Raw genomic sequence first — 17,210 nt, forward strand, 5'->3', positions numbered from 1 at the left:
CGGGTCAGCCGAGCGGCTCGGGTGCCTCGTCGATGCCGTAGAACTCGCGCTCGAAGACGGCGCGTGACCGACGGGTGGCCGCGAGGTAGTCCTCTTCGAGGGTCGTGGCGGAGCCCGGCGGGTACTCCATCAGGCGCGCCACGCCTTCCAGCTGCCGACGGTCCCGTGGCAGGACGTCCTGTGTCCGGGAGGTCCAGAGGGTGACCGCCGAGCGCGCCCGGGAGGCCATGATCCAGGCGTCGTGCAGCCGCCGGGCGTCCTCGTCGGCCACCAGGCCGGCGTCCACCGCCGCGGCGAGGGCGTCGAGCGTCGACGGGGTCCGGAGGCCGGGCACGTCCACCCCGTGCTGCAGCTGGAGCAGTTGGACGAACCACTCGACGTCGCTCAGCGAGCCCCGACCGAGCTTGAGGTGACGCGAGGGCTCGGCGCCCTTGGGCAGACGCTCGGACTCGACCCTGGCCTTGATGCGCTTGACCTCGCGGATCTGCTGCTCGGTCAGCTCGGCGGGGTACCGCACCGCGTCGGCGACGGCCATGAAGTCGTCGAGGAGCGTCTCGTCACCGGCCACGGGCCGGGCGCGCAACAACGACTGGGCCTCCCAGGTGAGCGACCAGCGAGCGTAGTAGGCCCGGTACGAGGACAGCGATCGGACCACCGGCCCGTTCTTCCCCTCGGGGCGCAGGCCGGTGTCGAGGTCGAACGGCACGAGGGCGTCGGACGTGAGTCGGCTCATCTCGGCGGCCACCGTGAGGGCACGCCGATGGGCCGTCTCGTCGCCCTCGGGAGCGCGGTAGACGTAGAGCACGTCGGCGTCGGAACCGAACCCGAGTTCTTCTCCCCCGTACCGGCCCATGGCGATCACGGCGAACTCGAGGTCGCCGGCGTCCCGGCGGGCGAGGGCCAACGCCCCGGTCACCGAGGCCGTCGTCACCGCGGTCAGGCCCCGGGCCAGGGTGCCGATGTCGAGGATGCCCAGGATGCCGCCCACGGCGAGCCGCAGGATCTCGCGGCGCCGCGCCTGCCGCAGGACCGTCGCCGCCGCGTCGGGCGAACGGTGCCGCGCCAGGGTGGCGGCCGTCTCGTCGAGGAGGCTCGAGAGGGAGCGGGCCTTGAGCTCCGCGTCGTTCTCGAGCCACGCCGCGGCCTCGGGGATGCGCTCCAGCAGGTCGGCGGCGAAGGTCGACGACGACAGGACGGTCGTCAGTCGGTGGGCGGCCCCCGACGAGTCCCGCAGCATGCGGAGGAACCAGTACGACTCGCCGAGGCCGTCGCTCAATCGCCGGAACGCGAGCAGACCGAGGTCGGGGTCGGTGCCGTCGGCGAACCACTGCAGCATGGCCGGCAGCAGGTGGCGCTGGATGCTCGCCCGGCGGGAGACGCCGGCCGTCAGGGCGGCGATGTGACCGAGCGCGCCCTTCGGGTCGGCGAATCCGATGGCCGCGAGCCGCGCCGACGCCTGGTCGGAGCTGAGCGCCAGGTCTTCTTCGGGTCGCGCCGCGACGGCCGACAGGAGCGGGCGGTAGAACAGCCGCACGTGCAACGTACGGACCCGACGCTTCACCCCTTGCCACAGGTCGACGAGTTGGGCGGCACCCGGCGCGAGACCGGTGCCGCGGGCGAGGACCCGGAGGGCGTTCTCGTCCGTCGGCATGAGGTGCGTGCGCCGCAGTCGCGTCAGCTGGATGCGGTGCTCCAGCAGGCGGAGCACGCGGTAGTCGCGGTCGAACTCCGCGGCCTCGGCTCGTCCGACGTAGCCCCGCGCGGCCAGGGCGCCCAACGCGTCGAGCGTCGAGCGCTGGTGCACGCGTTCGTCGGCCTGCCCGTGGACGAGCTGCAGCAGCTGGATGGTGAACTCGATGTCGCGCAGTCCGCCGGGACCGAGTTTGAGCTGCTGGTCGACCTCGCCCGCCGGGATCAGGGCCGTGACCCGTTCGCGCATGGCCTGGACCGACTCGACGAAGTTCTCGCGTGAGGCGGCCGACCAGACGAACGGCGCGACGGCCGCGACGTAGCGCTCGCCGAGGTCGACGTCGCCCGCGAGGGGCCGCGCCTTCAACAGGGCCTGGAATTCCCACCCCTTGGCCCAGCGCACGTAGTACGCGACGTGCGACTCGAGCGTGCGGACGAGGGCGCCGTCCTTGCCCTCCGGCCGCAGGTTCGCGTCGACCTCCCAGAGGTCGGGTTCGACGGCGAGGTCCGAGATCGCCCGAGCCGCGTGCATCGCCAGACGGCTGCCGATCTCGACGGCCCGACCGTTCTCGAGCCCGTCGACGCCCTCGGCGACGTAGACCACGTCGACGTCGCTGAGGTAGTTCAGCTCGCGGGCCCCGGCCTTGCCCATGCCGATGACGGCGAGCCGGGTGCGCTCGACGTCGGCGGCGGGGAACGGGACCTCGCGTCGGGCCACGTCGACGGCGGCGTCGAGGGCGGCGCCCGCGAGGTCGGCGAGGGCGGCGGCCACGCGGGGCAGGACCTCGACGGGGTCGTCGGCCTCGAGGTCGAACGACGCCAGCTGCAGCAGGTGACGCCGGTACCGGACCCGGAGCGCGACGCGCGCCTCGTCGCCGGTCAGCCCGGTCGCCGCCCGACGGACGTCGTCACGGTACGTCGCGGCCGGCGGTGGTTCGTCCAGCGGTTCGAGCAGGACGCCCGCCTCGGCCGGGCGACGCGCGACGAACTCGGCAAGGCCCTCGGAGGCACCGAGCACCCTCAGGAGGCGCGGGCCGGCCTCGCCGTCGAGCAACTCGACCACGCCGGCACGATCCCGCTCGACCGATCGCTCGAGGTGCGCCAGGGCCGCGTCCGGGTCGGCCACCGTGGCGAACCACGGGACCAGGTCGCGCACCTGGGGCACCTCGGCGACGAGGCGGTCGAGCCGGTCACGCCCGGCACCGAGGTCGGAGAACCCGAGCCGCGCCAGCTCGGAGAGACCGGTCGCGGATCGGGGCATGAGGGCGGGGTGGCCGGTCGACTAGAGGATCTCGAGGTTCGAGCGCAGCTCGAACGGCGTGACCTGTGCCCGGTACTCTTTCCACTCTTGTCGCTTGTTGAGGAGCACGTAGTTGAAGACCTGCTCGCCCAACGTCTCGGCGACGAGTTCGCTGTTCTCCATGATCGACAGGGCGTGGTCGAGGCTGGCGGGCAGCTGACGGTAACCCAGGGCACGACGCTCGGCGTCGCTCAGGCCCCAGACGTTGTCCTCGGCCTCGGCGGGCAGCTCGTAGCCCTCTTCGATGCCCTTGAGCCCCGCCGCCAGCATCAGCGAGAAGGCCAGGTACGGGTTCGCCGCGGAGTCGATGGCACGGTACTCGACCCGGCTCGAGTTGCCCTTGTTCGGCTTGTAGAGCGGGACGCGCACGAGCGCCGAGCGGTTGTTGTGGCCCCAGGTCACGAAGCTCGGCGCCTCGTCGCCGCCCCAGAGGCGCTTGTAGCTGTTGACGAACTGGTTCGTCACGGCCGTGATCTCGGGGGCGTGCTTGAGCAGGCCCGCGATGAACTGACGACCGATGGTCGACAGCTGGTACTCGGCGCCCGCCTCGTAGAAGGCGTTGGAGTCGCCCTCGAAGAGCGACATGTGCGTGTGCATGCCCGAACCGGGGTGCTGGCTGAACGGCTTCGGCATGAACGAGGCGAAGACGCCCTGCTCGATGGCGACCTCTTTGATGACCGTCCGGAAGGTCATGATGTTGTCGGCCGTCGTCAGCGCGTCGGCGTAGCGCAGGTCGATCTCGTTCTGACCGGGCCCCGCCTCGTGGTGGCTGAACTCGACCGAGATGCCGAGGTCTTCGAGCATGCGGACGGAGCGGCGACGGAAGTCGTGGGCGGTCCCGCCGGGGACGTTGTCGAAGTAGCCGGCCGAGTCGACCGGCTGGGGGCCGTCGGCGCCGAGCTGGGCGCTCTTGAGGAGGTAGAACTCGACCTCGGGGTGCGTGTAGAAAGTGAAGCCGCGCTCGCCCGCCCGGGCCAGGGTGCGCTTCAGGACGTTGCGCGGATCCGCCACGGCGGGCTGGCCGTCGGGCGTCGTGATGTCGCAGAACATGCGGGCGGTCGGATCGATCTCGCCCCGCCAGGGCAGGATCTGGAAGGTCGTCGGATCGGGCTGCGCGAGGACGTCGGCCTCGTACGAGCGCGTCAGGCCCTCGATGGCCGAACCGTCGAAGCCGATGCCCTCGGCGAACGCCCCCTCGACCTCGGCCGGGGCGATGGCGACGGACTTGAGGGTGCCGATCACGTCGGTGAACCAGAGGCGGATGAACTTGATGCCGCGCTCTTCGATCGTGCGGAGGACGAAGTCCCTCTGTTTGTCCATGCCACGGCCTTTCTGCTCCGCCACTACGGTAGTGGACATGCCCCGACTCCGCTTGGCGCTCGCGCAGACCAACCCCGTCGTCGGCGACCTCGCCGGCAACTCCGCCCAGATCGTCGAGGCGGCCCGCCGGGCCCACGCCGCCGGCGCCGACCTCCTCGCCGCGGGCGAGATGAGCGTCACGGGGTACCCGATCGAGGACCTGGCCAGCCGGCCGAGCTTCCTCCAGGCCAGTCGGCACGCCGTCGAGGTGCTGGCCGAGACCCTCGAGGCCGAGGGCCTGGGCGACCTCCCCGTGGTGGTCGGCCACGCCGACGGACCGTTCGAGCCGCGCCTCCTGGGCACGAGCAACGCCCCGACCGCCATCGCGAAGAACTGCGCCAGCGTCCTGCAGGGCGGTCGCGTCGTGACGACCACCGCCAAGTACCACCTGCCCAACTACTCGGTCTTCGACGAGTACCGCGTGTTCATCCCCGGCGACGAGTTGCTCGTCGTCCGCGTGGCGGGCGTCGACGTCGCCCTCGTGATCTGCGAGGACCTCTGGCGCGACGGCGGCCCCGTCGAGCGCGTGCTGCACGCCGACGCGGGCCTGCTCGTCGTGATCAACGCGAGCCCGTTCGTCCGCGACAAGGACGAGGTGCGCCTCCCCCTCGTCACCCGCCGGGCCGTCGAGAACGACACCCTGGTGGCCTACGTCAACATCGTCGGCGGTCAGGACGACCTCGTCTTCGACGGCGACAGCGTGGTCGTCGACGGCAGCGGCACGATCCTGGCCCGGGCCCCGCAGTTCGACGAGCACCTGCTCGTCGTCGACCTCGACCCCGAGCCGGCCACGGACACCGAGCTGCCCGAGGGCATCCGCCGCGTCGAGCTCGACCCGGCGTCCGACGCGACCGTCGTCGGTTCCGGTGGCTCCGGGCCGGACGCGGGGCGCGCCTCCTCGTCCCCGGTCGAGCGCGACGTCGCCGACCTGCCCGACGACCGCCAGCAGCTCTGGAACGCCCTGGTGCTGGGCACCCGCGACTACGTGCGGAAGAACGGGTTCCGCAGCGTGATCCTCGGGCTCTCGGGCGGCATCGACTCGGCCGTGTGCGCGGCGATCGCCGCCGACGCCATCGGGGCCGACGCCGTGTACGGCGTCTCGATGCCCAGCCAGTGGTCGAGCGAGCACAGCCGCAGCGACGCCGACGACGTCGCCGAGCGGATCGGCGTGCGGTACTCGACCGAACCGATCGCCGGCCTCGTCGCACCGTTCGAGGACCAGTTGCACCTCACCGGCCTCGCCGCCGAGAACGTCCAGGCCCGCGCCCGGGCGCTCGTGCTGATGGGGTTGTCGAACCTGCACGGCCACCTCGTGCTGACCACGGGCAACAAGACCGAGCTCGCCGTCGGCTACTCGACGATCTACGGCGATTCGGTCGGTGGGTTCGCCCCGATCAAGGACGTCCCCAAGACGATGGTCTGGGAGCTCGCCCGGTGGCGCAACGCCCACGCCGAGTCGATCGGCGAGACCGCGCCCATCCCCGAGAACTCGATCACGAAGCCGCCGTCGGCCGAGCTGCGGCCGGACCAGAAGGACGAGGACTCGTTGCCGCCCTACGAGGTGCTCGACGGCATCCTCGAGGGGTACATCACGAACGCCCTCGGGGCGGCCGACGTCGTGGCGCTCGGCTACGACGCGGACACGGTGGCCGAGATCACGAAGCTGGTCGACCGCTCCGAGTGGAAGCGCCGCCAGGGGGCGATCGGCCCGAAGATCTCGGGCATGGCCTTCGGCCGGGACCGCCGTCTGCCGATCACCTACCGGCCGACGACGGTCTGACGCCCGATCGGCCCGTCGACGACCGGTCGTCCCGTCGGCGACGCGCCGACGGGACGACCGGACCGGTCAGTCGTTCGCGGCCTCTTCGGCGTCGAGGGCGGCGTTGCGGGCCTTGATCGTCTCGATCGCGCGGGCCGCCTCGTCGCGGGTGGCGTAGGGCCCGGCGCGGTCGACGGCCGGAGAGACCTTGCCTTCCTCGACCTCGTGCGTCTTCGTGTTGAACCAGAACTCGGCCATGGTGTCGTCCTCTCGGTGCGGCTGTCGAGAACGCGAGCCCGTCGCGCTCCCCCTAAGCTTGATCGTATGCCCCGGGACTCCCACGGATTCTTGACCCCGGGCCGGATCTCAGCGCAGCGTCCGGTCCCCCCGTCGATCGCCCGACCCGAGTACGTCGGCAAGGCCGCTCCGGCCGACTACACCGACGGCGACGTCTACGACGCCGAGACCGTCGAGCTGATCCGCGAGAGCGGCCGCATCGCCTCGCAGGCCATCGACGCCGTCGAGGCCGCCCTCCGCCCCGGCGTGACGACCGAAGAACTCGACCGCATCGCCCACGAGTTCGTCGTCGCCCACGACGCCTACCCGTCGACCCTGGGGTACCGCGGGTACCCCAAGTCGGTCTGCACCTCGGTGAACGAGGTCATCTGCCACGGCATCCCCGACGACACCGTCCTGGTCGACGGCGACCTGATCAACGTCGACATCACGGCGTTCAAGAACGGCGTCCACGGCGACCTGAACCGCACCTTCGTCGTCGGCGAGGCCGCCCCCGAGACCGTCGACCTGGTCGACCGCACCCGTGAGGCGCTGAGGCGCGGCATCAAGGCCGTCGCCCCGGGCCGTCAGGTGAACGTGATCGGTCGGGCGATCGAGTCGTACGCCAAGCGCTTCGGCCTGGGCGTCGTGCGCGACTACACCGGTCACGGCGTCGGACGCGCCTTCCACTCCGGCCTGATCATCCCCCACTACGACGCGCCGCAGTACGACGACGTCATCGAGGTCGGGATGGTGTTCACCATCGAGCCCATGTTGACCCTCGGTGGCATCGAGGCCGACGTCTGGGACGACGACTGGACCGTCACCACCCGCGACAAGAGCCTCACGGCCCAGTTCGAGCACACCCTGGTCGTCACCGAACGCGGTGCCGACATCCTCACGCTCTCCTGAGAAAGGACCACCCATGGCACGCACCGCAGTGGGAATCGACATCGGCGGCACAGGCATCAAGGGGGCGATCGTCGACCTCGACAGCGGCGAGCTCCTCTCGGACCGCATCAAGAAGAGCACTCCCGAGGGCGGTGAACCCGACGCCATCGTCGCGGTCGTCCGGCAGATCGTCGACGAACTCGGCCTCGACGACGCCTCGGTGCCGGTCGGCGTCTGTTTCCCGGCCGCCATCATGGACGGCAAGACCCTCTCGGCCGCCAACGTGTCGAAGAAGTGGATCGGCTTCGAGGCCGAGAAGCTCTTCGAGACCACGCTCGGCCGCGACATCCACTTCGTCAACGACGCAGACGCCGCGGGCTACGCCGAGACCCGTTTCGGGGCCGCGAAGGACGTGAAGGGTCTCGTCGTCATGACGACGCTCGGCACGGGCATCGGCACCGCCCTGATCAACGACGGCGTGCTCATCGTCAACGCCGAGCTCGGGCACCTCGAGATCGGTGGCAAGGACTACGAGACCAAGGCCTCGTTCGCGGCGAAGGAGCGCGACGACCTCAGCTGGAAGCACTGGGCGAAGCGCCTGCAGAAGTACTACTCGCACCTCGAGGCCCTGCTCTACCCGCGCCTGATCATCGTCGGCGGCGGCGTCTCGAAGCACCACGACGAGTTCTTGCCGCTGCTCGACCTGCGGGCCGAGATCGTCCCGGCGAAACTCCGCAACAACGCCGGCATCATGGGTGCCGCCGCCCTGGCCGCCGACTCGAACCCGGCGTTCTGAGGCGAGACGCGACCGACGCGAGACGACCCCGGCCGAGGAGGCGCGCCTCCTGGGCCGGGGTCGTCTCGCGTGAGGCGAATGGGCCGACTACTACGCCGGGTTCTGTCCCGGTGCCGAGGCACCATGGACGGCCATCTCTCTCGGAACTACGTTGCCGCAGCTCTCTAGCGGTCTACCCGGGGACTCGGCGAGCAGCCTCGTCGTCCCCTCTTTGACCTTGCTCCGGGCGAGGTTTACATAGCCGGCCGGTCACCCGAGCCGCTGGTGGTCTCTTACACCGCCGTTTCACCCTTACCCCGTGTCGCACCCGGAGGTGCGACGCGTGGCGGTCTGCTCTCTGTTGCACTTTCTCGCGGGTTGCCCCGGGTGGGTGTTACCCACCGCCCTGCTCTGTGGAGCCCGGACGTTCCTCGGCGACGGGCTCTCGCCCGCCGACGCGACCGTCTTGTCGACCCATTCGCGACCCCGAGCCTAGCGGTGCGACGCCCCTCCGTGTGCCACGGCTCGTGCGGGGGCCCCGCCCCTGGTCAGAGGCCTGATTCGTAGGTGCGGACGAGGACCGCGTTGCTGTCGGGGCAGAGCACGACGTCGTCCTCGGCGGCGGCACGCACGGCCGCGAGGTCGCTGCCCGTCAGGGCCACGCCACTCGCGCTCGACACGCCACCACGCAACAACGAGGCACCCACGCCGTAGCGGTCCCGCTGACGCTCGTAGAGGGCCAGCAGATCGGCGGGCACCGTGGCGGCGATGGTCTCGCGGTTGGCGACGACCTCGGCCCGGTCGGCCTCGAGCTCGGCGAGCTTCGCGTCGCGCCCGGTCTCGGCGTCGACGCGGCGGGTGTCGAGCTGGTCGAGCTCGCCCCGCGTCACCGCCGCGACGGCACCCAGGCTCTCGACGCGTTCCATCACCTCGAGCTGGAGGTCCTCCAGGTCGGAGCGACGCTTGGCGAGGGCGGCGAGCTCACCCTCGAGGGCGGCCACGTCCTTCGAGGACGACGACGACGCGATGCGCTGTTCGTCACGGACGACGCGCGCCTCGACGACGGCGACGTCGGACTCGATGCGCTTGAGCTCGCTCTGCGCGTCCTCCCAGGCGCCCTGCTCGGTCGCGAGGCGGCTGCGGAGGCGAGAGCCGTCGCCCTCGAGCGACGCGAGGACGGCGATCTCGGGGAGGTTCGCCCCCTTGTGCGCGATCTGGCGGAGTGCGGTGTCGAGTTGCTGCAGGTCGAGCAGCAGGGCCTGGTGCTCGTAGCTGGCTTTCATCAGGGGCATGGGGACTCTTCTCGGGGTCGGGGGGAGGCAGGGACGGGGCGACGAGGAGGCGCGTGCCGCGAGGTCTCGCGGCTCGCGACCCGGCGACGTCGCGACGGGCGGCTCGGCGTGCTCACTGCACGACGGCGAAGTCCCACGGGTCGGTGCGCAGGTCGCTGAGGGTGACCTCGACGTCGTGCAGCTCGCGGCGGAGCTGCGCGGCCGCGGTGTCGAGCCAGAGCCACTCGGCCGCCCAGTGCGACACGTCGACCAGGGCGGGGCCGCGGCCGAGCCTCATGAGTTCGCGCGCGTCGGAGGCGGGGTGGTGGCGCAGGTCGCTGGTGACGTACACGTCGGCGGCGAGCACCGCCGGGTCGGCCAGCAGCGAGTCGCCGGCACCGGCGCAGAGGGCGACGGTCTCGACGACGCGGTCGGCGTCACCTGCCACACGGATGCCGGACGCGGTCGGGGGCAGCATGTCGCCGAGCTGGCGGGCGAGGGCCACGAGCGTCATGGCGTGCGGCAGGCGCCCGACGATGCCGAGTCCCGTGTCGTCGGTGGCACCCGGGGTGATCGGGCGCTGGTCGACGAGGCCGAGCTGGTGCGCGAGCACGCGGGACGTGCCGGTCTCGACGACGTCGGCGTTGGTGTGGGCGGCGACGAGGCCGCACCCGGCACGGACGAGCCGTGCGACGACCGCACCCTTGGTGGTGTCCTCCGACACCGTCGAGACGCCGTGGAACAGCAGCGGATGGTGGACCAGCAACAGGTCGGCCCCCATGCCGACGGCTTCGTCGACGGTGTCGAGCACGGCGTCGACGGCCAGGTGCACGTGGGTCACGGGCCGGTCGGGGTCACCGACGACGAGACCGGGAGAATCCCACGACGACGCGCCCGCGAGAGGCCAGAGACGTTCGATGACGGAGTTGACCGAGGCGAGGGTGGACACCTCGACAGCCTAGTCGCGAGCCGACGAGCGGAACCCCGTGATCATGACCGCGACGATGAACGCGACGACCGAGGCGCCGAGCAGGGCGACGACCACCGAGACGGACGTCGACAGGCCGGTGAGGCCCACGGCCCGGACGACGAATCCCTGCCAGGCGAACGAACCGAGGTCGCTCAGGAGCAGACCGAAGCCGACGACGGTGCCGACCACGACGCCGGCGACGACGCCCACCGGACCGCGGCGGGCGACGCGGGTGGCGTCGTCGGGGCGGGTCGAGACCGAGGCGAGCGCGGTCAGGCCGACGAGGCCGGTCGCGACGGGGACGGCGACGGTGGCGAGGACGGCCGAGGCCACGGCCAGGGCGGGGACGAAGGCCAGCACGACGGCCGCGACGACGATCAGCGCGGCCGTGGCGGCGACCACGAGCGCGAGGGGACGACGCAGCAGGGGCGGGACGGGGGCGGAGGCGACCGTCTGCCCGTCGGAGGCCGACCGGGTCGGCGTGACCAGCGCCTCCTGGTCGGCTGCCGCCCGGGCGTCCGGGGCGTCGGCGGAGTCGCCGGCGTCGAGCGCGAGGGGACGGGGACCGGTCGACGGGACGACGACGGGAGCCGAGGTCGGGGTGGCGGCGGCCGGGCGCGCGTCACGGTCGGCGTCCGGCGCGTGGCCCGCCTCGACGACGGGCCTGGCCTGACGGATCGTCCCGGGCGTCACGACGGGCAGGACCCCGGTGAACCGGAGGCGCGTGGCCTCGAGGGCGCGCGCCGCCTCGTCCGTGCCGACGCGGGTGATCTCGTCCTCCCAGGAGGCGAAGCGCGCGGCCTCGACCTCGCGCAGGGCCAGCTGGGCCTGGACGACGGCCATCAGGTCGATGGTCGCGGTGTCCTCGAGGCGCTTCTCGACCAGGCGCGCGAGCACCTCGTCGTCGAGCGTCATGCGCTCCGGGGGCTGGGGCAGGTCGTCGGGCACCGACACGGCGAGCACCGGCAGGGTGATCGCCGAGGTGTCGACCGAGTGACGGGCCACGCTGGCCGGGCGGGCCTCGAAGGCGTCCGTGGGCACGACGTCGTCGAGGACGACGTCGGCGCGGTGCGAGGGGATCGAGACGGGACGGGGCACCACGGGAGTGGCGGCGTCGACGGGGCGGACCTCGGCGTGGCGCGTCTCGGCCTGACGCGTCTCGGCCTGACGGTCCTCGGTCGTGTCGTCGAGCCGGTCGACGGGGGCCTCGGCGGCCTCGGAGGTCTCGGGGGCGAGGGTCTGGTTCACGGGGTGGTGCTCCTGCTGGTCCGGGCGAGCGGAGGGCTCGGGGACGGTGTCGTCGAGGGGTGCGACGAACGTCACACGGCGCCGGTGGAACGTGACGTCGTCGTCGAGGGGTGCGATGCCCCCGACGCTCGCGGTCTGCACGTTGTCGGCCATGCTCGGATGGTAGGTGACGAACGGCCCCGCGACGGGCGGACTCGCCGGTCCGACCGGCACATTCGTCGTCCGGGGTGCCCCGGCCGACCCCGGGGCGTCCTTGAGGCCCCGAGCGTCAGGAGGCGCGGGTCAGGTGGGCGAGCACCTCGCGGGACACCCCTCGCGAGCCCAGGCCGAGGTGGCCCGACCGGGGGTGCACGGCGAGCGTCGCGTCCGGCAGGCCGGCGACGGTCCGCGCCACCAGGTCGAGGGGGTAGAAACCGTCGGCGCCACCGGCCACGACGAGCGTCGGGGCCGTGACCTCGCCCAGGCGGTCGCCCACGTCGAACGAGTCCTCGGCGTCCAGCGTCACGACCAGGTCGTCGTGTCGGTCGCCGACGACGAAGTGGTGTGCCACCCGTCCGAGGCGCCGCAGGGCGTTCGAGGACGGGACGCCGGTGGTCGTCTGACCGAGCATCGCGGCCGAGGCACCTCTCGCGTCACCGGCCCGGAGGCGCTCGGCCGTGCGCCGCTGGGCCTCGCGCCCGGCCTCCCCCAGCCGGTGGGCGGAGGACACGAGGACCAGTCGACGGACGAGCTCGGGGTGGTCGACGGCCAGTCGGAGCGCGATGCTGCCGCCCGTCGAGGTGCCGACCACGTCGATCGGGCCGTCCCCGATCTCGGCCGCGGCCCGGGCCACGTCGTCGGCGAGGTCCTCCACCGTCGTGCCCTCGGGCAACCCGCGGCGACGACCGAGCGTCCACAGGTCGAGCCGCCGGACGAGCGGCGCCGTCTCGAGCCGCAGCAGGGTCCGGTCCCAGGTCGAGGGGTGGTGGCGACCCGGGCCGACCCCGGGCAGCAGGATCGTCGGGACGCCGCTCCCCCGGCGCACGAAGGGCAGGCCCGCCACGGTGCCCCTGGTCGTCGCGCTCCGGGGGCTCACGGCCGGCCCAGCCGCCGGAACCGCGCGGGGGCGTCGCCGCCCTCGACGAGGTCGACGAGGATCGACCCCACGAGAGGCGTGAACTTGAAGCCGTGCCCGGAGAACCCCGCCCCCACCACGACGGGGCCGACCCGGTCGAGCACGAAGTCCTCGTCGTCGGTGGTCGTGTACGTGCAGCTGATCGGGTCGGCGGTCTCGGCGTCGACGCCGGGCAACCACTCACGGGCGTACCGCCGCAGCTGCTCGAGCTGCCCGGGGTCGGGTTCGAACGACCGGCGGTCGGGGTGCACGACGGGTCCGGCTCCGTGCCAGCCCGCCTTGACGCCCTCGCCCGGCGTGAGCATGCCGTAGACGACGCCCGGCCACCACGACTCGCCGGGTCGGTCGGGGTCGGGACGGTGGTTGACGCTCGGCCACACGGCCTCGGCGTCGGTCACGGCGAAGTGCGCCGGTTGCTCCTGGGTCACGGTGAGGCGGGGGAGGCGGACGAGGCCCCCGACGACGTCCTCGGTCCAGGCGCCCGCCGTCACCACGACCCGCCGGGCGACGATCTCGTCGTCCGCCGTGACGACCCGGACGCGCTCCGGCCCCTCGACGTGCAGGCCCGTGACCGGCGTCGACCAGCGCAGTCGCGCCCCGTGGGTCTCGGCCGCCCGGGCGAGGACCGTCAGGGCCTCGGCGGCCCGGATGCGTCCGCTGCCCGGCACGTGCAGCACCTCGGTCTCGAAGCGGATGCCCCTCCACCGCTCCCCCGCCTCGGCGGCGTCGACCAGTTCGCTGGGGACGCCCGAGTCGACGTGCAGGGCCCGCATCCGACGGAGCATCGCCGGGCGACCGTGGTTGACCACCCCGACGAGGTCGAGCAGCGGGGTGCCGGTCTCGTCGGCCAGCGCGTCCCACCGCCGCCGCGCCTCCTGCACGAGGGCGACGTAGTCGGCGTCGTCGTAGGCGACGTTGAGGTTCCGGGTCGCGCCGTGGGAGGCACCCCGGTGGTGCCCCTGCTCGAAGCGCTCGACGAGCACGACCTCGTGTCCGCGCGTCGCGGCCTGCCAGGCCGTCGCGAGGCCCATGGCGCCGCCGCCGACCACGACCAGGTCGACGTCGACGCGGGACGGACTCGGCTGACCGGACGACATCCCCCGAGCATAGGAGGCGCAGTGCGGCCGCGCCCCCGGCTCACGCCCCGTGGCACGCCCGTCCCCTGGCCCGCCGACGGGGGCTGCTGTGGCCGGGCCGCGTGCCGGTAACATCCCTCGACGGCCGCCACGGGACGCGGCTCGCGCAGCAGCAGGGGGAACTCGTGGACCGACCAGACGACCGGACGACGACCGAGGGGGCCTCGGACGCGACCCCCGTGTCCGTCGTGGCCGAAGGACTCGTGCAGCGGTTCGGACCGCTCGAGATGCGCGTCCTGCCGAGCGACTACCCCGCCGGCGCCGTCGGGGTCCCGGGAGCCGGCCACCCCGAGATGCTGCGCGTCCGGCTCGGCGCCACCGAGTTCGTCGACCTGGGGCACGACGGATCGCACTGGTTCGCGGTGCCCCTGCGCATCGACGCCTCGGGGCCCACGCCCCTCGAGCAGCGGCGCCGGGACCCCCTCGACATCGGGGTGGGCGAGGAGACGTCCGTGGTGCTCGACGCGGCCTCGGCCATGGTTCGACGGTGGGCCGCCCTGGTCCCGCCCGCGTCCCGTCTGGGCACGGCCTGGCCCGCACCGCAGGCGTTCGCGTCCGGTGCCGTCGCGGGTGCCCCGGCACCGAGGCGACGGCGGGGCGTGCTCCTCGGCGTGCTGGGTGCGGTGGGCGTCCTCGCCTTCGGCGGGATCTGCTTCGCCCTCTACCAGGCGAACGGGGGCGAGGGAGGCGTGATCGAGACCGGTTCCGAGCTCGTGAGCGAGCTCACCACCGGGGACTGCTTCGACATGACGGAGGGGATCGACGACGAGTACCAGACGTTCGTCGACGTGACCGCCTGCGGCGAGGTGCACCACTTCGAGGTGTTCGCCGAACCGGTCCTGGACGACGAGGCGTTCCCCGGCGACGACGAGGTCGGGCAGCTCGGCGACGACGCATGCTTCGAGGTCTTCGACGACTACGTCGGGTCCGCCTGGGAGGACTCGGCCCTCGACTACGGCTGGTTCACGCCGACCGAGGACACCTGGGCCACCGGCGACCGCGAGGTCACCTGCTACCTCGCGACCGCACCCGAGGGCGAGTCGGCCAGCCTGGCGGGCAGCGGGCGCTGACCTGCGGGGCGGGCAGCGGGCGCTGACCTGCGGGGCGGGGTCGAACCGGCGAAACGAACGGGGCGGCCCCGTCCCCCGTCGACCTGCGATGATCGGCGGATGACCTGGCGCAAGCTCCTCAAGGCGTTCCCCACCGTGATCCTGGTGGTCGACATCCTCATCAGGATCGTGTCGGTGGCGGTCGTGCCGCGCAACCGGCGACCGAGTTCGGCCATGGCGTGGCTGCTGGCGATCTTCGTCGCCCCCATCCCGGGCAGCGTCCTCTACGGTCTCCTCGGCAGCACCAAGCTGCCGAAGGACCGGCGGGACAAACAGCGCGAGATCAACTCGCTCATCCTCGAGAACACGCAGGGTCTCGACAACCGCGTGCCCACCGACACCCAGCCGCCGTGGTTCGGGACGGTGGTCCAGCTGAACCGCACGCTCGGTGCCATGCCCCTCATCCCGGGCAACACGACGCGGCTGCTGCCGGACTACGCCGGATCGATCGCGGCCATGACCGAGGCCGTCGACGTGGCCGAACGATACGTGCACGTCGAGTTCTACATCTTCACGCGCGACGAGTCGACCTTCCTCTTCTTCGACGCGCTCAAGCGTGCCCACGACCGTGGAGTCAAGGTGCGGGTGCTCTACGACCACTGGGCCACGATCCGCAACCCCCAGGGCCGGGTGACGCGCACCTGGCTCCGCGACTCCGGCATCCGTTTCGAGGAGATGCTGCCGTTCCACCCCACGAAGGGCATGTGGCGCCGACCCGACCTGCGCAACCACCGCAAGATCGTGGTCGTCGACGGCGACGTGGCGTTCACCGGGTCGCAGAACATGACCGACCCCAGCTACAACAAGCGCGGCAACATCCGACGCGGCCTGCAGTGGAAGGACCTCATGGTGCGGCTCGACGGTCCCGCCGCCATCGGCCTCAACGCACTCTTCATCACCGACTGGTACAGCGAGACGGACGAGTTGCCCACGGACGCCGGGGCCGAGCCGCCCGTCGAACGACGCGGGGGCGACGACGCCTACGAGTGCCAGGTCGTGCCGAGCGGACCCGGGTTCGACGGGGAGAACAACCTCCGGTTGTTCAACGCCCTGGTCTACGGCGCGCAGGAACGCCTCATCATCGCGAGCCCCTACTTCGTGCCCGACGAGTCGATGCTCTACGCCATCACCACGGCGGCGGAGCGCGGGGTCGACGTGCAACTCTTCGCCTGCGAGGTCGCCGACCAGTTCCTCGTCTACCACGCGCAGCGCTCCTACTACGAGACGCTGCTGCGGGCCGGGGTGCGGATCTTCCTCTACGAGAAGCCGATCGTCCTGCACTCGAAGCACTTCACGGTGGACGACGACGTCGCGGTGATCGGCTCGAGCAACATGGACATGCGGTCTTTCAGCCTCAACTTCGAGGTGTCGCTCATGGTGCGTGGAGCGGGCTTCGTCGACCAGGTCCGCGAGGTCGAGGCGGACTACCGCGCGAAATCGCACGAGATCACCCTGGCGAGTTGGCTGACGAGGCCCGCTCCCCTGCAGGTGCTCGACAACGTCGCGCGCCTCACGGCGGCGGTGCAGTAGGTCCGCCGTCTCCGGGCGGCCCGGCCAGGGGTGGTCGGCCGGTGGACGGTCGACGCCCTGAGGGGCAGAGTGTCGGCATGGACCAGAAGGAACACCTCAGCCGGTACCTGACCCGTTCGCGCGACGACCTGGTGCGCAAGCTCGACGGACTGTCGGAGTACGACGTCCGTCGCCCGCTGGTGCCGAGCGGCACCAACCTGCTCGGGCTGGTCAAGCACGTCGCCACCGTGCAGCTCGGCTACCTCGGCGACGTCTTCGGGCGACCGAGCGGCATCGAGACGCCGTGGTTGACCGACGAGAGCGAACCCGAGGCCGACCTGTGGGCGACTCCGGACGAGAGCCGCGGCTTCGTCGTCGACCTCCTGCAGCGGTCGAACGCCCACGCCGACGAGACCGTCCGGGCGTTGCCGCTCGACGCGCCCGGCGACGTCCCCTGGTGGGGACCCGACCGCCGTGCCGTCACGCTGCACCAGATCCTCGTGCACCTGACCGTCGAGACCGCCCGGCACGCCGGCCACGCCGACGTCGTCCGCGAGTTGATCGACGGCGGCCTCGGCAACGGCCCCGCCGACCCGAACGTGCCGGACCGCGATGCCGACGGATGGCGACGACACCACGACCGCGTCGAGGCCGCCGCCCGCGCCGCAGGCCACTGACCGCCCCGCGCCACCGTCCGCCGCCGGCCCGCGTGCGCCTGACCCGTGACGTCGGCAATTCCTGCCTCCCGTCGCGAGACCGGCCTGACCGCCCCGCGGGCGGCACGTGCCGCCGCAGGGACCAGGA

At 72.2% G+C, this 17,210-nt stretch carries 14 protein-coding genes and 1 other RNA gene; 6 read left to right on the forward strand and 9 right to left on the reverse strand.

Translation table 11 applies throughout. The features are described from left to right. Nucleotides 1-4 precede the first annotated feature (4 nt). Both QRN23_RS10685 and QRN23_RS10690 read right to left on the reverse strand, forming a co-directional pair. Nucleotides 5-2,950: a bifunctional [glutamine synthetase] adenylyltransferase/[glutamine synthetase]-adenylyl-L-tyrosine phosphorylase gene (locus QRN23_RS10685; protein WP_285063528.1), complete on the reverse strand. Its 2,946-nt coding sequence runs from the start codon at nucleotides 2,948-2,950 to the stop codon at nucleotides 5-7. A gap of 21 nt (nucleotides 2,951-2,971) precedes the next feature. Then, complete coding sequence (locus QRN23_RS10690; RefSeq protein ID WP_043592660.1) at nucleotides 2,972-4,309, reverse strand: glutamine synthetase family protein; 1,338 nt, start codon at nucleotides 4,307-4,309, stop codon at nucleotides 2,972-2,974. A 37-nt stretch (nucleotides 4,310-4,346) separates the two neighbouring features. Between QRN23_RS10690 and QRN23_RS10695 the strand changes: the two genes are divergently transcribed. Continuing rightward, a complete protein-coding gene (locus QRN23_RS10695) occupies nucleotides 4,347-6,128 on the forward strand; it encodes an NAD+ synthase (protein WP_285063529.1) in 1,782 nt (593 codons plus the stop codon). Nucleotides 6,129-6,194: 66 nt separating this feature from the next. On the opposite strand, the gene QRN23_RS10700 is transcribed toward QRN23_RS10695, so the two are convergent. Continuing rightward, nucleotides 6,195-6,365: an SPOR domain-containing protein gene (locus tag QRN23_RS10700; RefSeq protein WP_123570143.1), complete on the reverse strand. Its 171-nt coding sequence runs from the start codon at nucleotides 6,363-6,365 to the stop codon at nucleotides 6,195-6,197. Nucleotides 6,366-6,431: 66 nt separating this feature from the next. Here QRN23_RS10700 and map point away from each other — a divergent pair, with 66 nt between their 5' ends. Both map and ppgK read left to right on the forward strand, forming a co-directional pair. Then, entirely contained in the window at nucleotides 6,432-7,295 is an 864-nt protein-coding gene (gene map, locus QRN23_RS10705) for a type I methionyl aminopeptidase (protein WP_285063530.1), read from the forward strand. A gap of 13 nt (nucleotides 7,296-7,308) precedes the next feature. Next, nucleotides 7,309-8,070: a polyphosphate--glucose phosphotransferase gene (ppgK, locus tag QRN23_RS10710; protein WP_056045514.1), complete on the forward strand. Its 762-nt coding sequence runs from the start codon at nucleotides 7,309-7,311 to the stop codon at nucleotides 8,068-8,070. 75 nt (nucleotides 8,071-8,145) lie between these two features. On the opposite strand, the gene rnpB is transcribed toward ppgK, so the two are convergent. The 6 genes from rnpB to QRN23_RS10740 all read right to left on the reverse strand — a co-directional run bounded on the left by rnpB (nucleotide 8,146) and on the right by QRN23_RS10740 (nucleotide 13,749). Further along, nucleotides 8,146-8,526: RNase P RNA component class A (rnpB, locus tag QRN23_RS10715), an RNA gene on the reverse strand. Nucleotides 8,527-8,597: 71 nt separating this feature from the next. Next, on the reverse strand, nucleotides 8,598-9,341 hold the full coding sequence (locus QRN23_RS10720) for a zinc ribbon domain-containing protein (protein WP_233568328.1): 744 nt from the start codon (nucleotides 9,339-9,341) through the stop codon (nucleotides 8,598-8,600). A 112-nt stretch (nucleotides 9,342-9,453) separates the two neighbouring features. Then, nucleotides 9,454-10,269, reverse strand: a complete 816-nt coding sequence (locus tag QRN23_RS10725) for a Nif3-like dinuclear metal center hexameric protein (RefSeq protein WP_285063531.1) — start codon at nucleotides 10,267-10,269, stop codon at nucleotides 9,454-9,456. 9 nt (nucleotides 10,270-10,278) lie between these two features. Further along, nucleotides 10,279-11,691, reverse strand: coding sequence for a hypothetical protein (locus tag QRN23_RS10730; RefSeq protein ID WP_285063533.1), 1,413 nt, complete (start codon nucleotides 11,689-11,691; stop codon nucleotides 10,279-10,281). A gap of 115 nt (nucleotides 11,692-11,806) precedes the next feature. Then, complete coding sequence (locus tag QRN23_RS10735; protein WP_285063534.1) at nucleotides 11,807-12,580, reverse strand: alpha/beta fold hydrolase; 774 nt, start codon at nucleotides 12,578-12,580, stop codon at nucleotides 11,807-11,809. Nucleotides 12,581-12,609: 29 nt separating this feature from the next. Further along, complete coding sequence (locus QRN23_RS10740) at nucleotides 12,610-13,749, reverse strand: FAD-dependent oxidoreductase (RefSeq protein WP_285063535.1); 1,140 nt, start codon at nucleotides 13,747-13,749, stop codon at nucleotides 12,610-12,612. Nucleotides 13,750-13,913: 164 nt separating this feature from the next. Here QRN23_RS10740 and QRN23_RS10745 point away from each other — a divergent pair, with 164 nt between their 5' ends. The 3 genes from QRN23_RS10745 to QRN23_RS10755 all read left to right on the forward strand — a co-directional run bounded on the left by QRN23_RS10745 (nucleotide 13,914) and on the right by QRN23_RS10755 (nucleotide 17,083). After that, nucleotides 13,914-14,858: a septum formation family protein gene (locus QRN23_RS10745; RefSeq protein WP_285063536.1), complete on the forward strand. Its 945-nt coding sequence runs from the start codon at nucleotides 13,914-13,916 to the stop codon at nucleotides 14,856-14,858. A gap of 99 nt (nucleotides 14,859-14,957) precedes the next feature. Then, the gene (cls, locus tag QRN23_RS10750; protein WP_285063537.1) at nucleotides 14,958-16,427 is read left to right on the forward strand and encodes a cardiolipin synthase; all 1,470 of its coding nucleotides are present in this window, start codon (nucleotides 14,958-14,960) and stop codon (nucleotides 16,425-16,427) included. A 77-nt stretch (nucleotides 16,428-16,504) separates the two neighbouring features. After that, on the forward strand, nucleotides 16,505-17,083 hold the full coding sequence (locus tag QRN23_RS10755; protein ID WP_173150915.1) for a DinB family protein: 579 nt from the start codon (nucleotides 16,505-16,507) through the stop codon (nucleotides 17,081-17,083). Nucleotides 17,084-17,210: the final 127 nt, after the last annotated feature.

The organism is Frigoribacterium sp. ME-P-080, from assembly GCF_030209595.1.
In the GTDB taxonomy this organism is placed as follows: Bacteria; Actinomycetota; Actinomycetes; order Actinomycetales; family Microbacteriaceae; genus Frigoribacterium.